General features: G+C 70.8%; 13 protein-coding genes. 2 read left to right on the forward strand and 11 right to left on the reverse strand.

Annotated elements, in window-relative coordinates:
* Positions 1-138 precede the first annotated feature (138 nt).
* Together ACGFNH_RS09320 and ACGFNH_RS09325 are read right to left on the reverse strand one after the other, a co-directional pair.
* A complete protein-coding gene (locus tag ACGFNH_RS09320; RefSeq protein WP_393652907.1) occupies positions 139-3,057 on the reverse strand; it encodes a putative bifunctional diguanylate cyclase/phosphodiesterase in 2,919 nt (972 codons plus the stop codon).
* A 383-nt stretch (positions 3,058-3,440) separates the two neighbouring features.
* Positions 3,441-4,379: a 2-hydroxyacid dehydrogenase gene (locus ACGFNH_RS09325; protein WP_393652438.1), complete on the reverse strand. Its 939-nt coding sequence runs from the start codon at positions 4,377-4,379 to the stop codon at positions 3,441-3,443.
* A gap of 77 nt (positions 4,380-4,456) precedes the next feature.
* Here ACGFNH_RS09325 and ACGFNH_RS09330 point away from each other — a divergent pair, with 77 nt between their 5' ends.
* Both ACGFNH_RS09330 and ACGFNH_RS09335 read left to right on the forward strand, forming a co-directional pair.
* Complete coding sequence (locus ACGFNH_RS09330; protein WP_393652908.1) at positions 4,457-5,518, forward strand: aldo/keto reductase; 1,062 nt, start codon at positions 4,457-4,459, stop codon at positions 5,516-5,518.
* Between the two features lie 28 nt (positions 5,519-5,546).
* Positions 5,547-6,746 carry a PQQ-dependent sugar dehydrogenase gene (locus tag ACGFNH_RS09335; protein ID WP_393652439.1) on the forward strand — a complete coding sequence of 400 codons (1,200 nt, stop codon included), beginning with the start codon at positions 5,547-5,549 and terminating at the stop codon, positions 6,744-6,746.
* 72 nt (positions 6,747-6,818) lie between these two features.
* Here the strand turns inward: ACGFNH_RS09335 and ACGFNH_RS09340 are convergent, their stop codons facing one another.
* The 9 genes from ACGFNH_RS09340 to ligA form a co-directional block, all read right to left on the reverse strand.
* Positions 6,819-7,031, reverse strand: coding sequence for a hypothetical protein (locus tag ACGFNH_RS09340; RefSeq protein WP_393652440.1), 213 nt, complete (start codon positions 7,029-7,031; stop codon positions 6,819-6,821).
* 827 nt (positions 7,032-7,858) lie between these two features.
* Positions 7,859-10,348 (reverse strand): MMPL family transporter, encoded by a 2,490-nt coding sequence (locus tag ACGFNH_RS09345; protein ID WP_393652441.1) that lies wholly within the window; start codon positions 10,346-10,348, stop codon positions 7,859-7,861.
* A 198-nt stretch (positions 10,349-10,546) separates the two neighbouring features.
* Positions 10,547-12,652: a phosphocholine-specific phospholipase C gene (locus ACGFNH_RS09350; protein WP_393652442.1), complete on the reverse strand. Its 2,106-nt coding sequence runs from the start codon at positions 12,650-12,652 to the stop codon at positions 10,547-10,549.
* A gap of 409 nt (positions 12,653-13,061) precedes the next feature.
* Entirely contained in the window at positions 13,062-14,567 is a 1,506-nt protein-coding gene (gene gatB / locus ACGFNH_RS09355; RefSeq protein WP_393652443.1) for an Asp-tRNA(Asn)/Glu-tRNA(Gln) amidotransferase subunit GatB, read from the reverse strand.
* A 14-nt stretch (positions 14,568-14,581) separates the two neighbouring features.
* Positions 14,582-14,821: a hypothetical protein gene (locus tag ACGFNH_RS09360; RefSeq protein WP_393652444.1), complete on the reverse strand. Its 240-nt coding sequence runs from the start codon at positions 14,819-14,821 to the stop codon at positions 14,582-14,584.
* Positions 14,818-16,311 (reverse strand): Asp-tRNA(Asn)/Glu-tRNA(Gln) amidotransferase subunit GatA, encoded by a 1,494-nt coding sequence (gene gatA / locus ACGFNH_RS09365; protein WP_393652445.1) that lies wholly within the window; start codon positions 16,309-16,311, stop codon positions 14,818-14,820. Before gatA ends, ACGFNH_RS09360 begins: the two co-directional genes overlap by 4 nt.
* A gap of 2 nt (positions 16,312-16,313) precedes the next feature.
* Positions 16,314-16,610, reverse strand: a complete 297-nt coding sequence (gatC, locus tag ACGFNH_RS09370; protein ID WP_393652446.1) for an Asp-tRNA(Asn)/Glu-tRNA(Gln) amidotransferase subunit GatC — start codon at positions 16,608-16,610, stop codon at positions 16,314-16,316.
* Positions 16,611-17,397: 787 nt separating this feature from the next.
* Positions 17,398-19,527: a putative bifunctional diguanylate cyclase/phosphodiesterase gene (locus ACGFNH_RS09375; protein ID WP_393652447.1), complete on the reverse strand. Its 2,130-nt coding sequence runs from the start codon at positions 19,525-19,527 to the stop codon at positions 17,398-17,400.
* Positions 19,528-19,745: 218 nt separating this feature from the next.
* A complete protein-coding gene (ligA, locus tag ACGFNH_RS09380) occupies positions 19,746-21,926 on the reverse strand; it encodes an NAD-dependent DNA ligase LigA (protein ID WP_393652448.1) in 2,181 nt (726 codons plus the stop codon).
* Between the last annotated feature and the right edge of the window lie 8 nt (positions 21,927-21,934).

The following is a 21,934-nucleotide window of genomic DNA, read 5'->3' on the forward strand; positions in this document are numbered from 1 at the left end:
TGCCGTGAGGCAAGCGAGGGGAGCGCGCCGGTGCGGTCCGCAGGGCGATCAAGTGGGCCCTGCTTCAGCCGACGCGCTTTCCAAGTACGAGAATTCGGGTGCGCATGGCTTGACCCTCCCCCCGGCGCCTAGGAGGTGTCAAGTGGGTGGGACGGGCGTCTCACTATTTGAGCGCAATGGTGGATGCACAACGGAGTCCGGAGCTGCCGCTCCGCCCAACCGTACGGGCAGTGCACCGCTGGTCAGAACGGCCTTGCGGGCAGCGCCCGCCGCGTCGGCGAAGTCCGGCACCGGGTACTCCCCCAGGGTGAGGGCACGGCGCAGCCGGTGCTCGTCGAGCGGCCCGGAGAAGGCCATGCCCTGTCCGTGGGTGCAGCCCATCGACTGCAGCGCCACGACCTGCTCGGGCAGGTCGACACCGTCGGCCACGGACTGGACCCCCAAGTCCGCCGCGATGCGCAGCAGACCCGCGGTGATCTTGTGAAGCCGTGCGGAGTCCACGACCCCCGCGACGAGTGACCTGTCGAGCTTGAGTACGTCGACGGGAAGCCTGCGCAGCGCGCCGAAGGCCGCGCACCCCCCGCCGAAGCCGTCCAGCGCGATCCGGACGCCAAGGCGGCGGAGCGCCACCAGACGCCGCTCCAGCTCGTCGAGGGGAACCCGTGGATCGCTGTCGGCCAGCTCGAGGATGAGCGCGCCCGATGGCAGGCCGTGCCGCGTGAGCAGCGTCTCCACGCTGCGCTGGCCCATTCCGCGGTCCATCACGCGCCGGGGCGAGAGACGGACGGCGACGGGAGAGGGGTGACCCGCGCGGTGCCGCTCGGCCGCCTGCGCGACGGCCTCGTCGAGCAGCCACCGGCCGAGCTCCGCTCTGCCGGAGCCCTCTTCGCCTCCGGGGCGGGGGCTCCGCTCCCCGCCGCTGTGCTCGCACACGCGCAGGAAGTCGGCGGGGGTGAAGAGGATGCCCTGCTGGGAACGCCAGCGAGCCTGCGCCGCCACCGCGGTGATCCGGCCGCTGTCGAGCGCCACCACGGGCTGGTGCAGCAGCGCGAACTCGCCGTCGTGGAAGGCGGCTCGGGGCCGGGCCGCCAGCTCGGTGCGGCGGACGAGGTCGGCCTGCATCTGCGGGGCGTACAGCTCGACCCGTCCCTTGCCGGCCGCCTTGGCGCGATACATCGCCAGGTCGGCGTTGCGCATCAGGTCGGTGGGGGTGATCCCGGGCTCGGCGAAGGCCACGCCGATGCTGGCGGCGACGCGCACGTCCGTGCCGGAGACGCGGTAGGGGCGGGAGAGCCTGTCGCGCAACCGGTCGGCGATCTCCAGGATGCGGCACTCGCGTTCGGCGTCGTCGAGGGTGCCGTCGCCGAGGATGAGCGCGGCGAACTCGTCGCCGCCGAGCCGGGCCGCGGTGTCCCCGGCCCGTACGGACTCCTGGAGGCGGCGGGCGGCATGGATCAGCAGCTCGTCGCCCGCCTGGTGGCCGATCGTGTCGTTGACCGCCTTGAAGCCGTCGAGGTCGATGAACAGCGCGGCGGTGCCGGGGTCGGTGGTGCGGCGGCCGCCGAGAGCCTGGCGGACCCGCTCGGTGAACAGCGCGCGGTTGGGCAGGTCGGTCAGCGGGTCGTGCTCGGCGCTGTGCTGCAACTGCTCCTGGAGCCGGACGCGTTCGGTCACGTCGCGGCTGTTGAGGATCAGGCCGCCGTGGTGGCGGTTGACCGTGGACTCGACGTTGAGCCAGGGGCCGCCGCCCGTACGGCACCGTCCGGCCCGGAAGCGGCACTCGATACGGGTGTTGGGCTCGTCGTCGGCCCGGGCGGCGATGAACCGGCGCAGCTCGTGGACCACCGAGCCGAGGTCGTCGGGGTGGATGAGGGACGAGAGTTCGCTGCCGACGAGGTCGTCCGGTTCGATGCCGTAGACACCGGCGGCGGCCGGGCTGACGTAGCGCAGCACTCCGCTCGGGGCGGCGATCATGATGACGTCGCTCGACCCCTGGACCAGGGAGCGGAAGTGGTTCTCCTTCTGGGCCAGTTCCTGGGTGAGGTTGATGTTGTCGAGCAGCATGATGCCCTGCCGAACGACCAGGGCGAGGACGACCGTGCACGCGGTGAAGATCACCACGCGGTCGGGGACCCTGCCGTCGATGATGTTGGAGAGGATCCCCAACGTGCAGACGGCGGCGGCCAGATACGGGGTGAGCGCGGCGATGGAGCCCGCGGTGGGGCGGGTGCCCTGGGCGGGCCGGCGGTAGCGCGCGGCGGCGGCCGGATCCCATCCGTCGATGTCGCGGCGGCTCACCCAGGGCGCGTAGGCCAGGAGTATGGAGCCCGCGAACCAGCCCGCGTCCAGGAGTTGGCCCGAACGGTAGTGCTCGCGCAGCATCGGCAGGGTGAACAGGGCGTCGCAGAGGACGGTCAGGGCGAGCGCCGCGATGGCGGTGTTGATGGCCGGGCGGTTCGTGGGGCGCACGGCAGTCCGGTTCGCCGCCCGGTTGGCGGAGGCGGACCGGAAGTGCAGGGCCAGGACCATGCTGACGAGCACGATGTCGAGCAGCGGGTAGGCGAGCGAGAGAGCGGCACGGGCCACGGACTCGCCTTCCCAGTGCGCGGTGTGGGCGAGCGCCAGGCTCCAGGAGAGCGTCAGGAGCGAACCACCTATGAGCCACGCGTCGAGCGCCAGGCAGGTCCAGCCGGCCTTGGTCACGGGCCGCTTGGCCAGGACGAGCAGGCCCACGATCGCGGGCGGTGCGAACAGAAGGAAGCAGAAGTCGGCGGCGGACGGGGTCGGCACCGGCTGCTGCAGCACGACCTCGTACCAGCCCCAGATCACATTGCCGAACGAGGCCATGGCCGAGGAGACGGCGAAGAGTACCCAGGCCGGACGGAGGCGGCTGGAGCTGATCCGCGCGTAGCACAGGCAGGAGACTGCGGCGATCATGGCCGCTGCTCCCAGCCCGAAGTCGCCCATGACGAGGGCGAACCACTGCGACCCCCAGCCCATCGCGGAACCGAGGGCGTATCCCCCGCAGACCAGGGCGAGAGCGAGTTGGGGAAGCATTCCGGTCCCGCCACCGGAGATCACCCGGCGGGAGATCGCCTCCCCGGGGGAGCTCACCGGACCGCCCTGGGGGGCTCGGTCCTCGGCTCTTGTCTGCGCGGGGATACGTACAACAGGGGCTGTCCGCAGCCGGGTCCGCGCCGTTTCGGGAAATTCGTCCATTGGCCGTGCACTGCCCGTCGCCCCCCTAGAGTCCTGTCCGTCGCTGCCGCCGCCGTACTGCTCCGCGGGACAGCCCCCGTCGGGACGATACACCAGGAATGTCACTCAGGGACATAGCATCTCTACACAGCGTAACTACCAGGGGAATTAAGGAAACTGCGCGCAACTGAACGATCTCAGAGCGTGCCGAAACGAGCAGAGAGTGACTCTGGGACCCCTGCTCAGCCCGTCGTCGCGACGACGTTGGCCAGGGGTTCACCTGCCTCGAACCGGAGCAATTGCTCACGCAACAGGCGCTTCGCACGCGGCAGGAAGGCCGACGTCGGACCGCCCACATGCGGCGTGATGAGCACGCCGGGGGCGTGCCACAGCGGGTGCCCGACCGGCAGCGGCTCGGGGTCCGTCACGTCCAGCGCGGCCCGCAGCCTCCCCGACTCCACCTCCGTGAGCAGGGCTTTGGTGTCCACGACCGCACCGCGGGCGACGTTCACCAGCAGCGCTCCCGTCTTCATCCGGGAGAGGAAGTCGGCCCCCGCCAGGCCTCGGGTGCCGTCGGTCAACGGGGTCGAGAGGATGACGACGTCCGCATCCGGAAGCAGTGAGGGAAGTTCGGCGAGTGGATGCACGGGACCGCGCAGGGTGGTGCGGGCAGAGCGCGCAACGCGCACGATGCGGGCGCACTCGAACGGCGTGAGCCGGTCCTCGATGGCACTGCCGATCGCGCCGTAGCCGACGATCAGTACCGACTTGTCGGCGAGCGCCGGGCGGAAGCCCTGCCGCCACTCCTCGGCGTCCTGGCCCCGCACGAAGTCGGGGATGCCGCGCAGGGATGCGAGGGTGAGGGCCAGCGCGAGCTCGGCGGTGCTCGCCTCGTGCACACCGCGGGCGTTGCAGAGGCGTACGCCGGGCGGGAGCCCGGCCAGTGCGGGGAGTACGTGGTCGATGCCGGCGGTGAGGGTCTGCACCACGCGCACGGACGTCATCCGCGGCAGCGGACGGGCCGGAACATCCGTCCCCTTCATGTAGGGGACGCCGTAGAACACGCACCGTGCCGGATCCGCGGGGAAATCCTGGTCACCGTCCCAGAAGAGGTAGTCGAAGCCGTCGGGGAGCCCGTCGATCCCACCGGGCGGCATGGGCAGCCATACGTCAGCACTCATGGTCGAGAGGCTAGGCGAAGAAGGGCCGGCGGCAGAGGTTAGTTTGGAGGACCGATCAGGGAGGGGTGCAGGACGAGGTGGAGCTTCGGACCGTCGGTGCGGGCGCGCTCACGGTGGGCGCGATAGGCCTCGGATGCATGCCGATGAGCTGGGCGTACACCGCCTCCCAGCAGCGGGGCGAGAGCTCGCTGCGGGCCGTGCACACCGCCTTGGACCAGGGCATGTCCCTGCTCGACACCGCCGATATGTACGGGCCGTTCACCAACGAGCTGCTGGTCGGCCGGGTGCTCAAGGAGCGCCGCTCGGAGGCCTTCGTCGCCACCAAGTGCGGGCTGCTGGTGGGCGAGCAGCACATCGTCGCCAACGGCCGGCCCGGCTATGTGAAGCGGGCCTGCGACGCCTCCCTGCGGCGGCTGCAGACCGACGTCATCGACCTCTACCAATTGCACCGGGCGGACCCGGAAGTGCCCGTCGAGGACACCTGGGGTGCGATGGCCGATCTCGTCACGGCGGGCAAGGTGCGGGCCCTGGGGCTGTGCGCCGTCCAGAAGGGCGGTGCGGAACGTGTCCGCCGGAGGCCGGCAGGCGGCGAGCGGGAACGGACGCGGGCCGAGCCCCGGGCGGGAGCCGGGACACCGGGGGCCGGGGTGTACGACGCGACCGTGCGGCAGTTGGAGCGCGTGCAGCAGACCTTCCCGGTGAGCAGCGTGCAGGCCGAGCTCTCGGTGTGGTCGCCGGAGGCTCGGCACGGGCTGCTGCCGTGGTGCGAGTCACGGGGCATCGGCTTCCTCGCCGCGATGCCGCTGGGCAACGGCTTTCTGACCGGCACGCTGACCCCGGGGCAGGGGTTCGAGCGGGAGGACGTACGGGCCCGGCATCCCCGGTTCACGGCGGAGATGATGGCGGCGAACCAGCCGGTCGTGGCCGGGCTGCGTCGGGTCGGTGACCGGCACGGGGCGACGCCGGCGCAGACCGCGCTGGCGTGGGTGCTGGCGCAAGGGCGGCACGTCGTGCCGCTGCCGGGCACGAAGAAGGACCACTGGGCGGAGGAGAACGCTCGGGCGGCGACGCTCCGGCTGACGGCCGAGGATCTCGCGGAGATCGGCGCGCTGCCGCCGGCGAAGGGTTCCTGGGACTGATCGGGAACCTCATTCGTTGCACCGGTGTATGAGAGGTGTGATGCACTTCTTGCGAGCGAGAGGACCGGCCATCGTGCGACGCCCTGCTGTGACTGCCGTATCCGCCGCTGCCGCCGCGCTGCTGCTGGCCGTGGGCTGTTCGTCCGGGGACGGGGACACCGGCCCACCCGAGAAATCGCCGGAGACATCCGCTGCGAGGACCTCCCCTCCCCCGAGCGCCTCGGCGCCGCCTGCGAAGGGCTCGGTGAAATTGGAGCGCACGGTCGCCACGGGCCTCAAGTCCCCCTGGGGGCTCGCTGCGCTGCCCGACGGTGAGCTGCTGGTCTCCTCCCGTGACGACGGGAAGATCTTCCGGGTCTCGGCCGAGAGCGGGAAGAAGACCGAGCTCGGTTCCGTGCCGGGGGTCTCCCCCGCCGGTGAGGGCGGTCTGCTGGGTCTCGCCATCGCGCCGACGTTCGGCGAGGACCACCTGATCTACGCCTATCTGACGACCGAGTCGGACAACCGCATCGTGCGGATGATCTACGACGAGAAGAGGCCCGAGGGCAGTCGGCTGGGCGCGCCGGACACGGTGCTGAAGGGCATCCCCAAGGGGGTCATCCACAACGGCGGCCGGATCGCCTTCGGCCCGGACCGGATGCTGTACGCGGGGACGGGCGAGAGCGGTGACGAGGGTCTGGCCCAGGACAAGAAGTCGCTGGGCGGCAAGATCCTCCGGATGACCCCGGACGGCCAGCCGGTGCACGGCAATCCGGACGCGGACTCGGTTGTCTACTCCTACGGTCACCGCAATGTGCAAGGTCTGACCTGGGACGCGGACAAGCGTCTCTGGGCGGCCGAGTTCGGCCAGAACACCTGGGACGAACTCAACCTCGTCCAGCCGGGAAAGAACTACGGCTGGCCGGAGGTGGAGGGCAAGGGCGACAAGCCCGGCTATGTCGATCCCGTCGAGCAGTGGACGACCGACCAGGCTTCACCGAGTGGCATCGCGTATGTGAAGGGCTCGATATGGATGGCGGGTCTTCGCGGCGAGCGGCTGTGGCGCATTCCCCTGTCCGGCACCAAGCCGGTCGCCGAGCCACAGGCCTTCCTGGACGGTCGCTACGGCCGGCTGCGGACCGTGCTGGCCGACGGCTCGGACGGCCTGTGGCTGGTCACCAGCGAGACGGACGGCCGCGGAAGCCCGGGCGGAGGGGATGACCGCATCCTCCAACTGCGGGTGAGCTGAGGCCGGTTGGGCGTTCGCCCCCCGGCCGGGCCGTTACGCGGCGGGCTTCCCTCCCGTGCAGGGATGGCGGTCTCAGCAGGTCTGGGCGGTGCGCGACGGCCGGCGTGCGACCTTCCGGAGAGCTCTGCTCACCCGCCCCTCGGCTTCCGGTTCGCCGGACGCCGGCTTCGCGGCGGACCCGCGGGTGCCGGCCTGGGCCTGGCGGGCGCGGCGGTACTCCTCGGCCTGGCGCCGCAGCTCCGCGGTGCGGTTCCGCATCAGTTCGTGCTCGACCATCTCGAACATGTCGTATCTCCTGGTGACGAAGGTGTCGTGGTGTCGTGCATCCACTTTCGTCTCGCAGGTGGGATCGCCACATCGGGCGACTTCCCGATCTCTCCGGGGGCTGATGCCTTAGTCCGCCGCAGCGAAGGCCTTAGACAGCTCAGGAGCCCGGGTGCGGCCCCGAGTTACGGGCCCGAGCTACGAGGGTTGCCGGTGGCGTGATTCGGGTTCGTCGTCCGGAGCGTCAATGCGTCGATGCTTCGCGTGGGCGAAGCGGGGGTGGGCAAGGCGTGCCGTAGAGAAGCGCGACAGGGAGGAGCGAAACCGGGGAGGTGTGGACGGGCATGCGGCAGGGGCGCTGCCCATAGGGACTGAGCCAGGTGAGGCGGCAGAGTCCTGGGAGAGCGGAGCCGAGGAACGGAACGGGCCGGGAGGGGCGGAGCCGCGGCGGAGCGGGACCGGGACTGGGACTGGGACTGGGACTGGGACTGGGACTGGGACCGCAGCTGGAACGGGGTGGAGCCGCCGGGCGTAACGGAGTCTGGCGAACGGCCGGAGCCGCGGGGACGGGACCGGTGTCAGGGGCGAAGCCGCGGAACGGGAGCGGAACGGCGGGGACGGGACGGGCTCGCGGGCGAAGCCGCGGAACGGGAGCGGTGGCCTCGGGGCGGGGCGGTGGCCTCGGGGCGGGGGCGGGCCAGAGCTGCCAGGAGGGAGCCGAGTGAAGGGCGGAGCCGCGGGAATTGGCGGCGCCCCTCCACCCGCCTGACCTCGGGTGGAGGGGTGCCGTGCTGGGGGCGCCTGCGACGCCGGGACATGCCGTCAGGCACGGCCCCTGCGCCCGACGCTCAACTCTCGCGCTCCGTCCGGGCCTGGGCGTCACGCCCTTCGGCCGTCCCCGTCGTGTCGGCCGTCCTGATCGCGCCCGTCGTGCCGTGCGTGCGGGGCTCCCGGATCGCACGGGCATTACCGCCCGCGCGCTGTGAGGGAAGGAGGATCTTCGACGGGTCGGGCTCCCGCCCGAGTTCGTTGCCGCGCTCCGGCTTGGAGAACGACACCGGCACCCGATCCCGCTGCATCGCGGGCTCGGACACGGGCACCCGCCGCGCGCCTCCGGACGGAACCGGCTCGGGAACCAGGTCCGGCTCCGGCACCAACTCGGGCTCCGGGGTCGCGGTCGGGGCCTCCTCCGGCGCCTCGATGCTGAAGCGCGGCAGGATGCGGTCCATCCACTTGGGGAGCCACCAGTTGGCGCCGCCGAGCATGTGCATCAGCGCCGGAACCAGGAGTGTCCGGAGCAGAAAGGCGTCGAGAGCCACGGCGGCTGCCAGCCCGATGCCGAACATCGCGATGATCCGGTCGCCGCTGAGCACAAAGGCGCCGAAGACCGAAATCATGATGACGGCCGCGGAGTTGATCACCCGGCTCGTCTCGGCGAGCCCGACCCGTACGGCCCGCCGGTTGTCGCCGGTCTGCCGCCATTCCTCGTACATCCGACTCACCAGGAAGACCTGATAGTCCATGGAGAGCCCGAAGAGTACCGAGACCATGATCACGGGCAGGAAGGGTTCGATCGGTCCCGCGCTGCCGAGTCCGAGCAGCTCGCTTCCCCAGCCCAGCTGGAAGATGGCGACAACGATCCCGAACGAGGCGGCGACCGCGAGGATGTTCATCAGAGCCGCCTTGAGCGGTACGCCGATGCTGCGGAAGGCGAGCAGCAGCAGCGAGCAGCCCAGCGCCACCACGACGGCGACGAACAGCGGGAGCTTCCCGATGATCACGGAGCCGAAGTCCTCGTACGCCGCTGTCTGGCCGCCGACGTGCGTGTCCAGCGAGGTGCCCTCCTGCGCCTTGGGGAGCACGTCGTCCCGCAGTTCGTGGATGAGCTGCGAGGTCTCCTCGTCCTGGGGTGCGTTCTCCGGGACGACGGTGATCACGCCGGCGTCACGACTGCCGTTGAGCGCGGCGGGCGACACCTGGGCCACACCCTCGGTGTCCCGCAGGGTCTGCGGCAGCTTCTCGAAGGCGACCCGATCGCCGGCGTCGTCGAGATCGGCGACGAGCGTCAGGGGACCGTTGAAGCCGGGCCCGAAGCCGTCGGAGAGCAGGTCGTACGCCTGCCGCGTGGTCGAGGTGGTCGGGTTGTTGCCCTGGTCGGAGCTGCCCAGATGGAGATGGAACGTGGGGATCGCCAGCACGACCATGACGACGGCCGCCACGGCGCCGAGCAGCTTCGGGTGCCGTTCGACGAACGCCGACCAGCGGGCCGCGAAGCCGGTGGGCAGCTCGGGCTGCGGTCCGTGTTCGAGCAGCCTGCGGCGCTCACGCCGGTTGAGGGCCCGCATCCCGATCATGCCGAGCAGCGCGGGCAGCAGCGTGATCGAGGCGGCCACGGTGAGCACGACGGTGAGCGAGGCCGCGATCGCGACACCGTTGAGGAAGTCCAACCGCAGGACCAGCATGCCGAGCAGCGCGATACAGACGGTCACGCCGGCAAAGATGACGGCACGCCCCGAGGTGGAGACCGCCCGTGCTGCGGCCTCCTCCACCGATAGCCCCTGTCTGAGGCCCTTGCGGTGGCGGGTGACGATGAAGAGCGCGTAGTCGATCCCGACGCCGAGGCCGATGAGCATGCCGAGCATGGGAGCGAAGTCGGCGAGGGTCATGGCGTGCCCCAGCAAACCGATGGCCAGATAGCCGGTGCCGACGCTCACCAGCGCGGTGGCGATGGGCAGCAGCATCGCGAACAGCGAGCCGAAGGCCAGGAAGAGGACGACCGCCGCCGCGAGGATGCCGACGACCTCACTGATGTGCGCCGTCGACTTCTCGGTCAGCCCGATGCCGGTGCCGCCCAGCTCGACCTGGAGTCCGTCCTGCTCGGCCGACTTCGCCGTGTCCACGACCTTCTGTACTTCCGCGCGGTCGAGGTCGTCGGCCGGCTTGTCGAAGGTGACCGTGGCGTACGCGGTGTGGCCGTCGCGGCTGATCTGGCCGGCGCCCTCGGTGCCGTAGGGGCTGGTGACGCCCGAGACACCGGGGAGGTGCTCGATCTCGTCGATCGTCTCGGTCATCCGGTCCTCGACCGAGCCCGCGCGGACGCTGCCGCCGTCGCCGTCGCCGGTGTGCCAGACGATCGTGTCGCTGTCGCCGCTCTGGCCGGGGAAGGCCTCCTGCACGATCTGCGTGGCCTTGCCCGCTTCGGTGCCTGGGATGTCGTAGTCGTTGGAGTACGAGGACCCCGCCACCCCCGCGGCGACGGCGACGCCGACGAAGGCGGCGAGCCACAGCAGGATGACGGTGAGACGGCGACGAAGACACCACCGGGCAAGTGCGGGCATTCCCTGAACTCCCTGAGGGTTGTCGTGGATCTTTTCGGGACAACAGCCGTTAAAGATCACAAGACGTACGCCGAACACTGTGGCAGTGGCGCAAGATCAATGGACCCTTTCGTGTGGTTAGTCACACCAAAATGCCCGGAAGGCAGATCCTGCCCTGGAACCACCCTTTTCGGGATGTGACAGCGTGCGTACCCCGGGTCAGCCGCTGAGGCTCTCCTGTCCGTTCTCGATGTGCCCCATCAGCCGGCGATGGAAGGCCGGGGCCTCCGCGACGGCGACGATCAGGTCGTACCAGCCGTGCGCGTCCGCCGCCGAGTGGACGACCGACCGGCTGCGTCCGGGCTTTACGACGATCTCGCGCGTCCAGTCCCCCAGGTCCTCCTCGTCGAGGTAACCCGTGGGGCGCACGGTGAAGGTGAGAGGCGTGGTGCCCCGGTTGGCGAGAGTGAGGTGGACGTCGCGGTCCCGCGGGTCGATACGGGTGGCGAGCTCGGCGGCGGCGCCCGCCCCCGTTACGGACCCCGCGAACTCCCGGCGGAAGCCGTTCGGCCCGGTGACCGTGAAGCGGTACTCCTCCTTCACGATCGGCACCTCCCAGCCCGCGATGCCCTTCACATCCCGGTGCTGCGGCGCCGGGAACTCGCCCGCGTAGGGGTAGAGGGCGAAGTGGGCGCTCCGCCTGCCCGTGTTGACCAGGAGCAACCGGACTCGGCGTCCGTCGACCCGACCGTGCGCGTCCGGCTGGTACGGCAGCGGGCGCGCCCGCCGGCACCCCGGCTCCTGGACCGGCATCTGCTGCTCGGACGGGGGCTCGGGCCGCCATCGCCCGGTGAACGGCGGGATCGGTGCGGGACGGTCCGGCGCGGGCAGCGGCCGCGCGCGGCGGAAGTCGAAGGCGGAGGTGAGGTCACCGGTGATCGCACGGCGCCACGGGGTGATGTTGGGTTCCTCGACGCCGGTCCACCGCTCGAGGAACCGCACGAGCGAGGTGTGGTCGAAGACCTCGGAGCAGACGTAGCCGCCGACCGTCCATGGGGAGATCACCAGCAGCGGGACGCGGACCCCGAGGCCGGTGGGACGGCCGCGCCACATCTCGTCGGCCTCGCCCCGCGGCGGAACCGGCGGCGGGACGTGGTCGAAGAAGCCGTCGTTCTCGTCGTAGGTGACGAACACGGCGGTATGGCGCCAGACGTCCGGGTGGGAGGCCAGCGCGTCGAGCACCTGGTGGACGACGGTGGCGCCGGCCACCGGGGAGGACGCGCCGGGATGCTCGGAGTCCGCCGCCGAGGGCACGAGGTAGGAGACCTCGGGCAGCCTGCCCGCGGCGACATCCGCACGGAAGTCCGTGGCCAGACGGCCCGTTTCACCACGCCGCAGGCCGCGCTCGAAGAGGTTGCGGTCGGCCGGGCTCAGCGCGGCGACCCCCTCCTCGAGCAGGCCGAGCAGACGCCTGCGCTCCGCCTCGGGCGTCGTGGCGGCCCGGACTCGGGCGTAGAAGGCCTCGGTGTTCCGGAAGTCGCCCGCCCGGGAGAGGGCTTTGCGGGCGACTGCCTTGAACGCCGCGAAGAACTCCAGGTTGTTGTCCTGGAAGTTGTCCCACTCCTGGTAGGTCTTCCAGGACCGTCCGGCGTTCTCCAGCCGCTCGGCGTACGTGGTCCAGCTGTATCCGGGGTGGTGGTCCTCGTCGTAGGCGTCGTTCCCGACGGCGCGGTTCCCGTTGGGCTCGTAACCGGTCCAGCCGCTGACGAGGTGGTTGCGGTTGGGGCTGGTCGAGCTGTGGATGGAGGAGTGGTAGGCGTCGCAGATGGTGAAGGCGTCCGCGAGTTCGTAGTGCAGGGGCACGTCGCGGCGGTCGTAGTACGCCATGGTGGCCGCGGTCTTGGCGGAGACCCAGCGGTCCGACCAGCCGTTGTCCCAGGCGCCCGCGCCGCCGTCCCAGCTGTGGTCGAGATCGCCGATGTACTGCAGGTCCTTCTTCTGCGCTTCGGCGGCGTCACGTACGGGGAAGGGGAGGACGGGTCCCAGCGGCCCCGGCTGCTCGAACACGGGCCGGCCGGTGGGCAGGGTGATCGCGTTGCGGTCGCCGAAGCCGCGTACACCGCGCAGGGTCCCGAAGTAGTGGTCGAAGGAGCGGTTCTCCTGCATCAGGATCACCACATGCCTGATCGCGCGCAGTCCGCCGGGGGCGGGCTCGGCGGCCAGGGCCGCCTGGAGCGAGGGCGGCAGCAGGGAGCCCGCCGCGGCGGCGCCGGCCGTGCCCGCACCGAGGGCGAGCAGCCGCCGCCGTGAGATGTCCGTTGCCAAAGCAGCCTCCCGATCGTCCTGTTGACGGCCGGGACGGTAGCGAGGGCAGGTGGCGACGGACAGACATGTGGACGGCTTGGCGGAAAACGTACGGGGCCAGCGGTCCCGAGGTGCGCCGCACGACCGTATGTCCGGCCGCTTACGGGGCCCGTGCTCCGGTGCCGGTACACCTCCCGGGAACGGCAAAGGGCCCTCCCGGTCGCCCGGGAGGGCCCTCCGTCCGTGAGCCGGCGGGCTCCTGTGAGGCGTGAGCCCCGCGAGACATCAGGTTCGCGAGGTCAGCGCGGAGAGACGTCAGGGTCGAGAGGCGTGAGCCCCGTGAGAGTCAAGGTCACGAGGCGTCAGACCCGCGAGACCTCAAGGGTCACGAGGCGTCAGGCCCCGTAAGCCGTCTCAAGGTCGCGGCACGTCAGCCCTGAACACCCAGCTTCTCCAGGATGAGTTCACGCACACGCGCCGCGTCCGCCTGCCCCCGCGTGGCCTTCATGACCGCGCCGACCAGTGCGCCCGCGGCCTGCACCTTGCCGCCGCGGATCTTGTCGGCGATGGCCGCGTTGCCCGCAATGGCCTCGTCGACAGCGGCACCCAGCGCCGAGTCGTCCGAGACGACCTTCAGGCCGCGCTTCTCGACGACCTCGTCCGGGCCGCCCTCGCCCGCGAGCACGCCCTCGATGACCTGCCGGGCCAGCTTGTCGTTGAGCGACCCCTCGGCGACGAGCGTGCACACCCGGGCGACCTGCTCCGGGGTGATGGGCAGGGCGGTCAGGTCGACGCCCTCCTCGTTGGCGCGGCGGGCCAGTTCGCCCATCCACCACTTGCGGGCCTGGTCGGCCGGGGCGCCCGCGTCGATCGTGGAGAGGATCGGGCCGATCGCGCCCGCGTTGAGGACGGACTGCATCTCGTGCTGCGAGATGCCCCACTCCTCGCGCAGCCGGTTGCGGCGCAAACGCGGCAGCTCGGGCAGCGTGCCCCGCAGTTCCTCCACCCACTCCCGCGCGGGGGCGACGGGCACCAGGTCCGGCTCCGGGAAGTACCGGTAGTCCTCGGCCTCCTCCTTCACACGGCCGGACGTGGTCGATCCGTCCTCCTCGTGGAAGTGGCGGGTCTCCTGCACGATCGTGCCGCCATCGGACAGCACCGCGGCGTGGCGCATGATCTCGAAGCGCGTCGCCCGCTCCACACTGCGCAGCGAGTTGACGTTCTTCGTCTCGGAGCGGGTGCCGAACTTCTCGGCACCGTGGGGGCGCAGCGACAGGTTCACGTCGCAGCGCATCTGGCCCATCTCCATACGGGCATCGGAGACGCCGAGCGCCTTGATCAGCTCGCGCAGTTCGGCCACGTACGCCTTGGCGATCTCGGGTGCCTTGTCCCCGGCACCGACGATCGGCTTGGTGACGATCTCGATGAGCGGGATGCCGGCGCGGTTGTAGTCCAGCAGCGAGTGCGTCGCGCCGTGGATACGACCCGTGGCGCCGCCCACGTGCGTGGACTTGCCGGTGTCCTCCTCCATGTGGGCGCGCTCGATCTCGACCCGGAAGATCTCGCCGTCGACGTCGACGTCCAGGTAGCCGTTGAAGGCGATCGGCTCGTCGTATTGCGAGGTCTGGAAGTTCTTCGGCATGTCCGGATAGAAGTAGTTCTTCCGGGCGAAGCGGCACCACTCGGCGATCTCGCAGTTCAGGGCGAGGCCGATGCGGACGGCGGACTCGACGCCGCTCGCGTTCATCACCGGGAGCGAGCCGGGCAGGCCGAGACAGGTCGGGCAGGTCTGCGAGTTGGGCTCGGCGCCCAGCTCCGTGGAGCACCCGCAGAACATCTTGGTCGCGGTGCCGAGCTCGACGTGGACCTCCAGGCCCATGACGGGCTCGTAGGTCGCCAACGCGTCCTCGTACGACACCAGTTCAGTGACGGTCACTTTCCCAAAACCCTTCAGCCCAGGAGGACGTCGTCGTCGCCGATGCGGCGCAGCTCGCGAACGAGCAGGGCGACGCCGGTGACGATGGCGGCCGCCGAGACGACCGCGTCGGCGAGCATCAGCGAGTCGTTCTCGACACGGGCCCTCTTCACCTGCTTGACGATGCCGAAGGAGCCCAGGAGCGATGTGCCGATGGACAGGTACAAGCCCGGCTTGGACTTCTTGAAGCCTTTGGCCTTCTGCAGGTTGCTCACAGCGACGGTGCCTCCTCGAGCAGGGGGTGTCCCCAGCGTTCGGTGTACGCGGCCTCGACCGCGGCGCCTACCCGGTAGAGCCGGTCGTCAGCCATGGCGGGCGCGATGATCTGCAGCCCCACCGGCAGCCCGTCCTCGGGGGCGAGACCGCAGGGCAGCGACATGGCGGCGTTGCCCGCCAGGTTGGACGGGATGGTGCACAGGTCGGCGAGGTACATCGCCATCGGGTCGTCGACGCGCTCCCCGATCGGAAACGCGGTCGTCGGGGTGGTCGGCGAGACCAGCACGTCGACCTGCTCGAAGGCGCGGTCGAAGTCCTGCTTGATGAGCGTGCGGACCTTCTGCGCGGAGCCGTAGTACGCGTCGTAGTAGCCGGAGCTGAGCGCGTATGTGCCGAGCATGATCCGGCGCTTGACCTCGGCGCCGAAACCCTCGGCGCGGGTGAGGGCGGTGACGTCCTCGGCGGAGCGCGTACCGTCGTCACCGACGCGCAGGCCGTAGCGCATGGCGTCGAACCGGGCGAGGTTCGAGGAGCACTCGCTCGGCGCGATCAGGTAGTACGCGGCGAGCGCCTTGTCGAACGACGGACAGGAGATCTCGACGACCTCGGCGCCCAGTTCGCGCAGCAGCTCCACCGACTCGTTGAACCGCTGCATCACGCCGGGCTGGTAGCCCTCGCCGCTGAACTCCTTCACGACACCGATCCGCAGGCCCTGGACCGAGCCGTTGCGGGCCGCCTCGACGACCGGCGGGAGCGGGGCGTCGATGGAGGTGGAGTCCATCGGGTCGTGCCCGCCGATCACCTCGTGGAGCAGCGCCGCGTCCAGGACCGTACGGGCGCAGGGCCCGCCCTGGTCGAGGGACGAGGAGAAGGCGACGAGGCCGTACCGGGAGACGCCGCCGTAGGTCGGCTTGACGCCGACAGTGCCGGTGACGGACGCGGGCTGGCGGATCGAGCCGCCGGTGTCCGTGCCGATGGCGAGCGGGGCCTGGAAGGACGCGATGGAAGCGGAGGAGCCGCCGCCGGAGCCGCCGGGGATACGGGTGAGGTCCCAGGGGTTGCCGGTGTGTCCGTACGCGCTGTTCTCGGTGGAGGACCCCATGGCGAACTCGTCCATGTTGGTCTTTCCGAGGATGATGACGCCCGCCTCCTTGAGGCGGCGGGTCACCGTGGCGTCGTACGGCGGGATCCAGCCCTCGAGGATCTTCGACCCGACGGTGGTCGGGATGCCCTCGGTGGTGAAGACGTCCTTCAGCGCGAGCGGGACGCCGGCGAGCGGGCCGAGCTCCTCGCCGCGGGCACGCTTCTCGTCGACGGCCCGGGCCTGCGCGAGCGCGCCCTCCCGGTCGACGTGCAGGAAGGCGTGCACCTTCTCGTCGACGGCCTCGATACGGGCCAGGTGGGCCTCGGTGACGGCGACCGCGGTCACCTCGCCCGAGGCGATCTTCGCGGCGGTCTCGGCGGCCGTGAGCCTGGTGAGGTCGGTCATGCTCAGTCCTCCCCCAGGATCTGCGGCACCTTGAAACGCTGCTGCTCCTGCGCCGGAGCGCAGGCCAGCGCCTGCTCCGGGGTCAGTGACTGACGGACCTCGTCGGCCCGCATGACATTCGTCAACGGCAGCGGGTGGGAGGTCGGCGGTACGTCCTCGTCGGCGACATCGGAAACGCGGGCGACCGCGCCGATGATCACGTCGAGTTGTCCGGCGAAGTGGTCGAGCTCTTCACCGGACAGCTCCAGACGCGACAGCCGGGCGAGGTGGGCGACCTCCTCGCGCGTGATGCCAGGCATGCAGCGATCCTCAGGGTGGGTGTGTAGGTTTCCGCCCAATCCTATGGCTGCGGCAGGGGTGGGAGCGAAACGCATTGATATCCCGCCGCCGACGGCGCCCGCGGCCCCGCCCCGGCCGGCCGACGTCGCCCCCCGCGCAAGCCCTGCTGACGGGCCGCGCCGGTCGCCCGCGCGGAGTGATCACCATGGGTACGAGGTGCAGGCCGAGGGCGACCGTCCACCACGGGCATCGGGCCGTGAGCCTGGATTCGCCGGCCGGGCAGGCGGGCCGGATACGCCGCGCGCGGAAGGCCGGTTCGGCGTCCCCGGACCGGCAGGCGCGGAGCGGTCTGCTGTCGCGACGGGCAGATGATGCGCAGCCCTCGATGCACGAGGCCGCCGGGGAATGGACCAATCCACCGCATCGCCGGGTCCGCGCCACGACACATTCCGCCACCGGTACGCGTCCCCCGAACCGGAAAGCGCGGAGCAGCCCCCCATCGCGACAAGCAGACGATGCGCCGCGCCCGCGACGCGCTGAGCCGCCTCGAACCACCCGAGCCGCTCACCCGCTCACCCGCTCACCCGCTCACCCGCCACGGTGCGCAAGGTCCGCATCACGACAGATGCCACCACCGTTGCGGCACCCCCGGACCCGGCAGACACGAAGCGTCCCTCCACCGCCACCGCGCCCCCGCCACCGCGACCCCGACCGCCACCACGACCGGACAAAAGATGGACCGCCGCGCCTTCTCGAACCCCTTCGCCCCACCCACCCGCAGGACGGAGGGAGGCGAAGGGCCTGGCGTCAGTTCACCGGCTGGCTCGAGGGGTGGTCCGCTTCCTCGATCGCCGCGTGTTCGGGCTCCGGTTCGGTGCCGTCCTCGGCCGGGACCACGCGCTGCCAGCCGCGTTCGCCGCGGAGACGGAGCCAGGCCGTCGTCTCGTCCGGCGGCATCGCGGCCGCGACCAGCCAGCCCTGGACCGCGTCGCAACCGAGGTCGCGCAGACGCTCCCAGGTCTCGTCGTCCTCGACTCCCTCGGCTACCACGAGCAGGCCGAGCGAGTGGGCGAGGTCGACCGTGCAGCGAACGATCTCCGCGTCCTCCGTGTCGACCGCCAGCCGTGCCACGAACGAGCGGTCGATCTTCAGTTCGCTGACCGGCAACCGCCGCAGGTGGACCAGCGAGGAGTAGCCGGTGCCGAAGTCGTCGAGCGACATCTTGACCCCGTGGCCGGTGAGCCCGGCCAGGGTGTCGGCCGCGCGCTGCGGGTCCTCCAGCAGCACGTGTTCCGTTATCTCCAGTTGCAGCGCGCCGGGCGGGACGCCGTGGCGCGCCAGGCGGGCCGCGACCGCGCCCGCGAAGCCGGGGGTGTGGACGTCGCGCGGCGAGACGTTGACGGCGACCGGCACCTCCAGGCCGGTGGCGCGCCACTGGGCGACCTGGCAGAGCGCGGTCTCCAGGACGTACTCGGTGAGGTGGGGCATCAGGCCGGAGGATTCGGCGATGGCGATGAACTCGTCCGGGCTGACCCGCCCGCGCTCCGGGTGGACCCAGCGGACGAGCGCCTCGAGGCCCACGACCCGGCCGTCGAAGCCGACCTTGGGCTGGTAGTGCAGTTCGACGTCGCCGGCGTCGAGGGCGCGGCGGAGGTCGCCCAGAAGGCCGAGGCGGTCGGGGGTGTTGCCGTCCCGCTTCGCCTCGTAGACCTCGACGCCGCTGCGGTCCCGCTTGGCCTGGTACATCGCGACGTCCGCGCGGCGCAGCAGACCCTCGGCGTCCAGGGCGTGGTCGGGGAAGACGGCGACTCCGGCGCTGGCCTCCAGTACGAGCGTGAGCCCGTCGAGGTCGAGTGGTGAGCCGAGGGTGGCGACGAGCTGGCGGGCCACGCGCTGGGCACTTGTGGTGGAGTCCGCGGTGGGCAGCAGGACGGCGAACTCGTCGCCGCCGAGCCGGGCCGCCTCCGCGCCGCGGGGCAGCGCCACACGCAGCCGCTCGGCGATCTGGAGCAGCAGCCGATCGCCCGCCAGGTGTCCGAGCGTGTCATTGACCGAGCGGAAGCGGTCCAGGTCGATCAGGACGAGCGCCGATCGCGCACCGATCCGCTCGGCTTCGTCCAGCGCCGTCCACGTACGCTCCAGCAGCCACTGACGGTTGGGCAATCCCGTGAGGGGGTCGCGGAGTTGCTCCTCCGCCCTGGCGCGGGCGATCCACAGCGTGGAGTCCAGAGCGACCAACGGCACGGCGAACAGCGGCAGCAGCACCGGCATCGTGGTGGCCACGACGCAGATGAGCGGGGCGATGCCGAGCAGAGCGACCCCGACGAGCGCCTGCCGCGCCAGAGCGGTACGGGCAATGGTCCGCAGGCCGCCGTCGCGCGAAGTGCGGGAGTACCAGAGCAGGGCGCGCGTCACCGCGAGGTAGGTGAGCGCGGCCAGGATCACCTGGGGGACGGCGTAGAAGTCCCAGGTCGAGGGCAGCCACGGCTCCTCGACGGTGGGGACGGTGCCGCAGGCGGCGAGCGCGAGTCCGGCCGCGCCGATGCCGAGGATGTCCACGGCGCCGTGGAGTACGCCCTGCTTCCAGCGGTGCCGTCGGGCGGTGCTGACCAGGACGACGACGGCCAGGCTGACCAGGACGGCGGGGATCCAGCCGTGGAGGAGCAGGACGGCGAGGGTGAGGGCGGCGCCGGAACCGGTGCCGCCCCACCATCGGTCACGGCCGAGGGCCACCAGGTGGCCGACGATGATGCCGGTGAGGACGGCGAGCGACCAGCCCACCGTCGCGTCGGGGAAGAGCGCATGGCCGTCGCCGAGAACCCGGATGACCCCGGCGGTCAGCGCCGCGACGGCCACGACGACCACGAGGGCCGGTAGTCCGGGCACAGCGACCCGGCGCGGTGGTGACGCCGAATCGGCGCCTTCGGTGGGTTTCATCTCCCGTCCCTCTCACAGCCGGCGGTGCCCACGCGACAGAGCGGCACCCCTTCCGATGCCACCACGTCAAGTCCCACCACGCAGCCGTGCACGGGAGGCGCACACCTCAACAGTAGGCCGCGAAAGGCTGGAACGGGCAGCGATCCGCAGCGGTTGCCCGAATGCGACCCTGGCACCCGGAACCATCTGATATGCGCCGTACGGGTGATCCCTGACGGCTATTCGGGTGACACCTCGGCAACTTCCCGGGCGGCGTCGGGCCCTTGCTGCAGCAGTACGGTGAAGCCGTCCTCGTCCAGCACGGGGACCTTCAACTGGAGTGCCTTATCGTACTTCGAACCCGGGTTGTCACCTACGACAACGAAGCTGGTCTTCTTCGAAACGGAACCGGCTGCCTTCGCCCCCAGGTTCTGCAACGCCTCTTTCGCGCCATCTCTCGTGTAGGACACGAGCGTTCCCGTGACGACCACCGTGAGCCCCGCGAGCGGGCGAGGACCGACGTCCTCACCGCCCTCCTCCTCGAGCCGGACTCCAGCGGCACGCCATTTCTCCACGATGGCGCGATGCCAGTCCTCCGCGAACCACTGCTTCACCGAGGCCGCGATGGTCGGCCCGACGCCCTCCACGGCCGCCAGTTCCGCCTCGTCCGCCTCGGCGATCCGGTCCACCGAGCGGAACTCCCTGGCCAGGGCCTCCGCAGCGACCGGTCCGACGTGGCGGATGGACAGGCCGGTGATGATGCGGGCGAGCGGACGCTGCTTGGCCTCCTCGATGTGCTGGAGCATCGCGAGGGTGTTCTTCTTCGGCTCGCCCAACTGGTTGGCGAAGAGCGTGACGACCTTCTCCTCGCCGGTCTTCGGGTCCCGCTTGGGCAGCCCGGAGTCCATGTCGAGGACGTAGGACCTGATGGGCAGGAGCAGGTCCACTGTCAGGTCGAACAGATCGCCCTCGTCGGTCAGTGGCGGCTGCGACGGCTCCAGCGGCTGGGTCAGCGCCGAGGCCACGACATAGCCGAAGTTCTCGATGTCCAGGCATCTGCGGCCCGCGAGATAGAAGATCCGCTCCCGCAACTGGGCAGGGCAGGAACGGGCGTTGGGGCACCGAAGATCGATGTCGCCCTCTTTCATCGGGCGCAGCGCGGTGCCGCAGTCCGGACACCGGGCCGGCATGACGAACTCGCGCTCGCTGCCGTCCCGCAGATCCACCACGGGCCCGAGGATCTCGGGGATCACATCGCCCGCCTTGCGCAGCACGACGGTGTCCCCGATGAGCACGCCCTTGGCCTTGACGACGTCCTGGTTGTGGAGCGTGGCGAACTCGACCTCGGAGCCGGCGACCTTGACCGGCTCGACCACTGCGTAAGGCGTCACCCGCCCGGTGCGGCCGACGCCGACGCGGATGTCGACCAGTTTGGTGTTGACCTCCTCGGGCGCGTACTTCCACGCGATGGCCCAGCGCGGGGCGCGCGATGTGGACCCGAGTCTGCCCTGCAGCGGCACCTCGTCGAGCTTGACGACCACGCCGTCGATCTCGTGCTCCACCGCGTGGCGGTTCTCGCCGTAGTACGCGATGAACTCCCGCACGCCGTCGAGGGAGTTCACGACCTTGTACGCCTTCGAGGTCGGCAGGCCCCACTCGTGGAGCAGCCCGTACGCCTCGGACAGGCGGGCGATGTCGAAGCCCTCGCGGGCGCCGATGCCGTGGACCACCATGTGGAGCGGGCGAGTGGCCGTGACCTTGGGGTCCTTCTGCCGGAGCGAACCGGCCGCGGCGTTGCGCGGGTTGGCGAACGGCGGCTTGCCCGCCTCCACCAGACCCGCGTTCAGCTCCACGAACTTCTCCATGGGGAAGAAGACTTCGCCGCGGATCTCCACCAGGTCCGGGACGCGGTCCCCGTGCAGCCGGTCCGGGATCTCGGCGATCGTCCGGATGTTGGGCGTGATGTCCTCGCCCGTGCGGCCGTCGCCGCGGGTGGCGGCGCGGGTGAGACGGCCGTGCTCGTAAGTGAGGTTGACGGCGAGTCCGTCCACCTTCAGCTCGCACAGGAAGTGGTAGGCGGAGCCGCTCAGTTCACGGGCGACACGGTCGGCCCAGGACTCCAGCTCCGCGTCGTCGAAGGCATTGTCGAGGCTGAGCATCCGCTCGCGGTGCTGCACGGCGGTGAACTCGGTCTCGTACTGCCCGGCGACCTTCTGGGTGGGAGAGTCCGGGGTGCGCAGCTCCGAGTACTCCTCCTCCAGCGCCTCCAGGGACCGCAGCAGCCGGTCGAACTCCCCGTCGCTGATGACGGGAGCGTCGTTGACGTAGTAGCGGAAGCGGTGCTCCTCCACCTGCTCAGCGAGCTGTGCATGCTCCTCCCGCGCCTCGGCGGGCACGCTCGCCTGCTGTTCGCCAGCCACCGTTGCTT

The organism is Streptomyces sp. NPDC048639, from assembly GCF_043199075.1.
Taxonomy (GTDB): Bacteria; Actinomycetota; Actinomycetes; order Streptomycetales; family Streptomycetaceae; genus Streptomyces.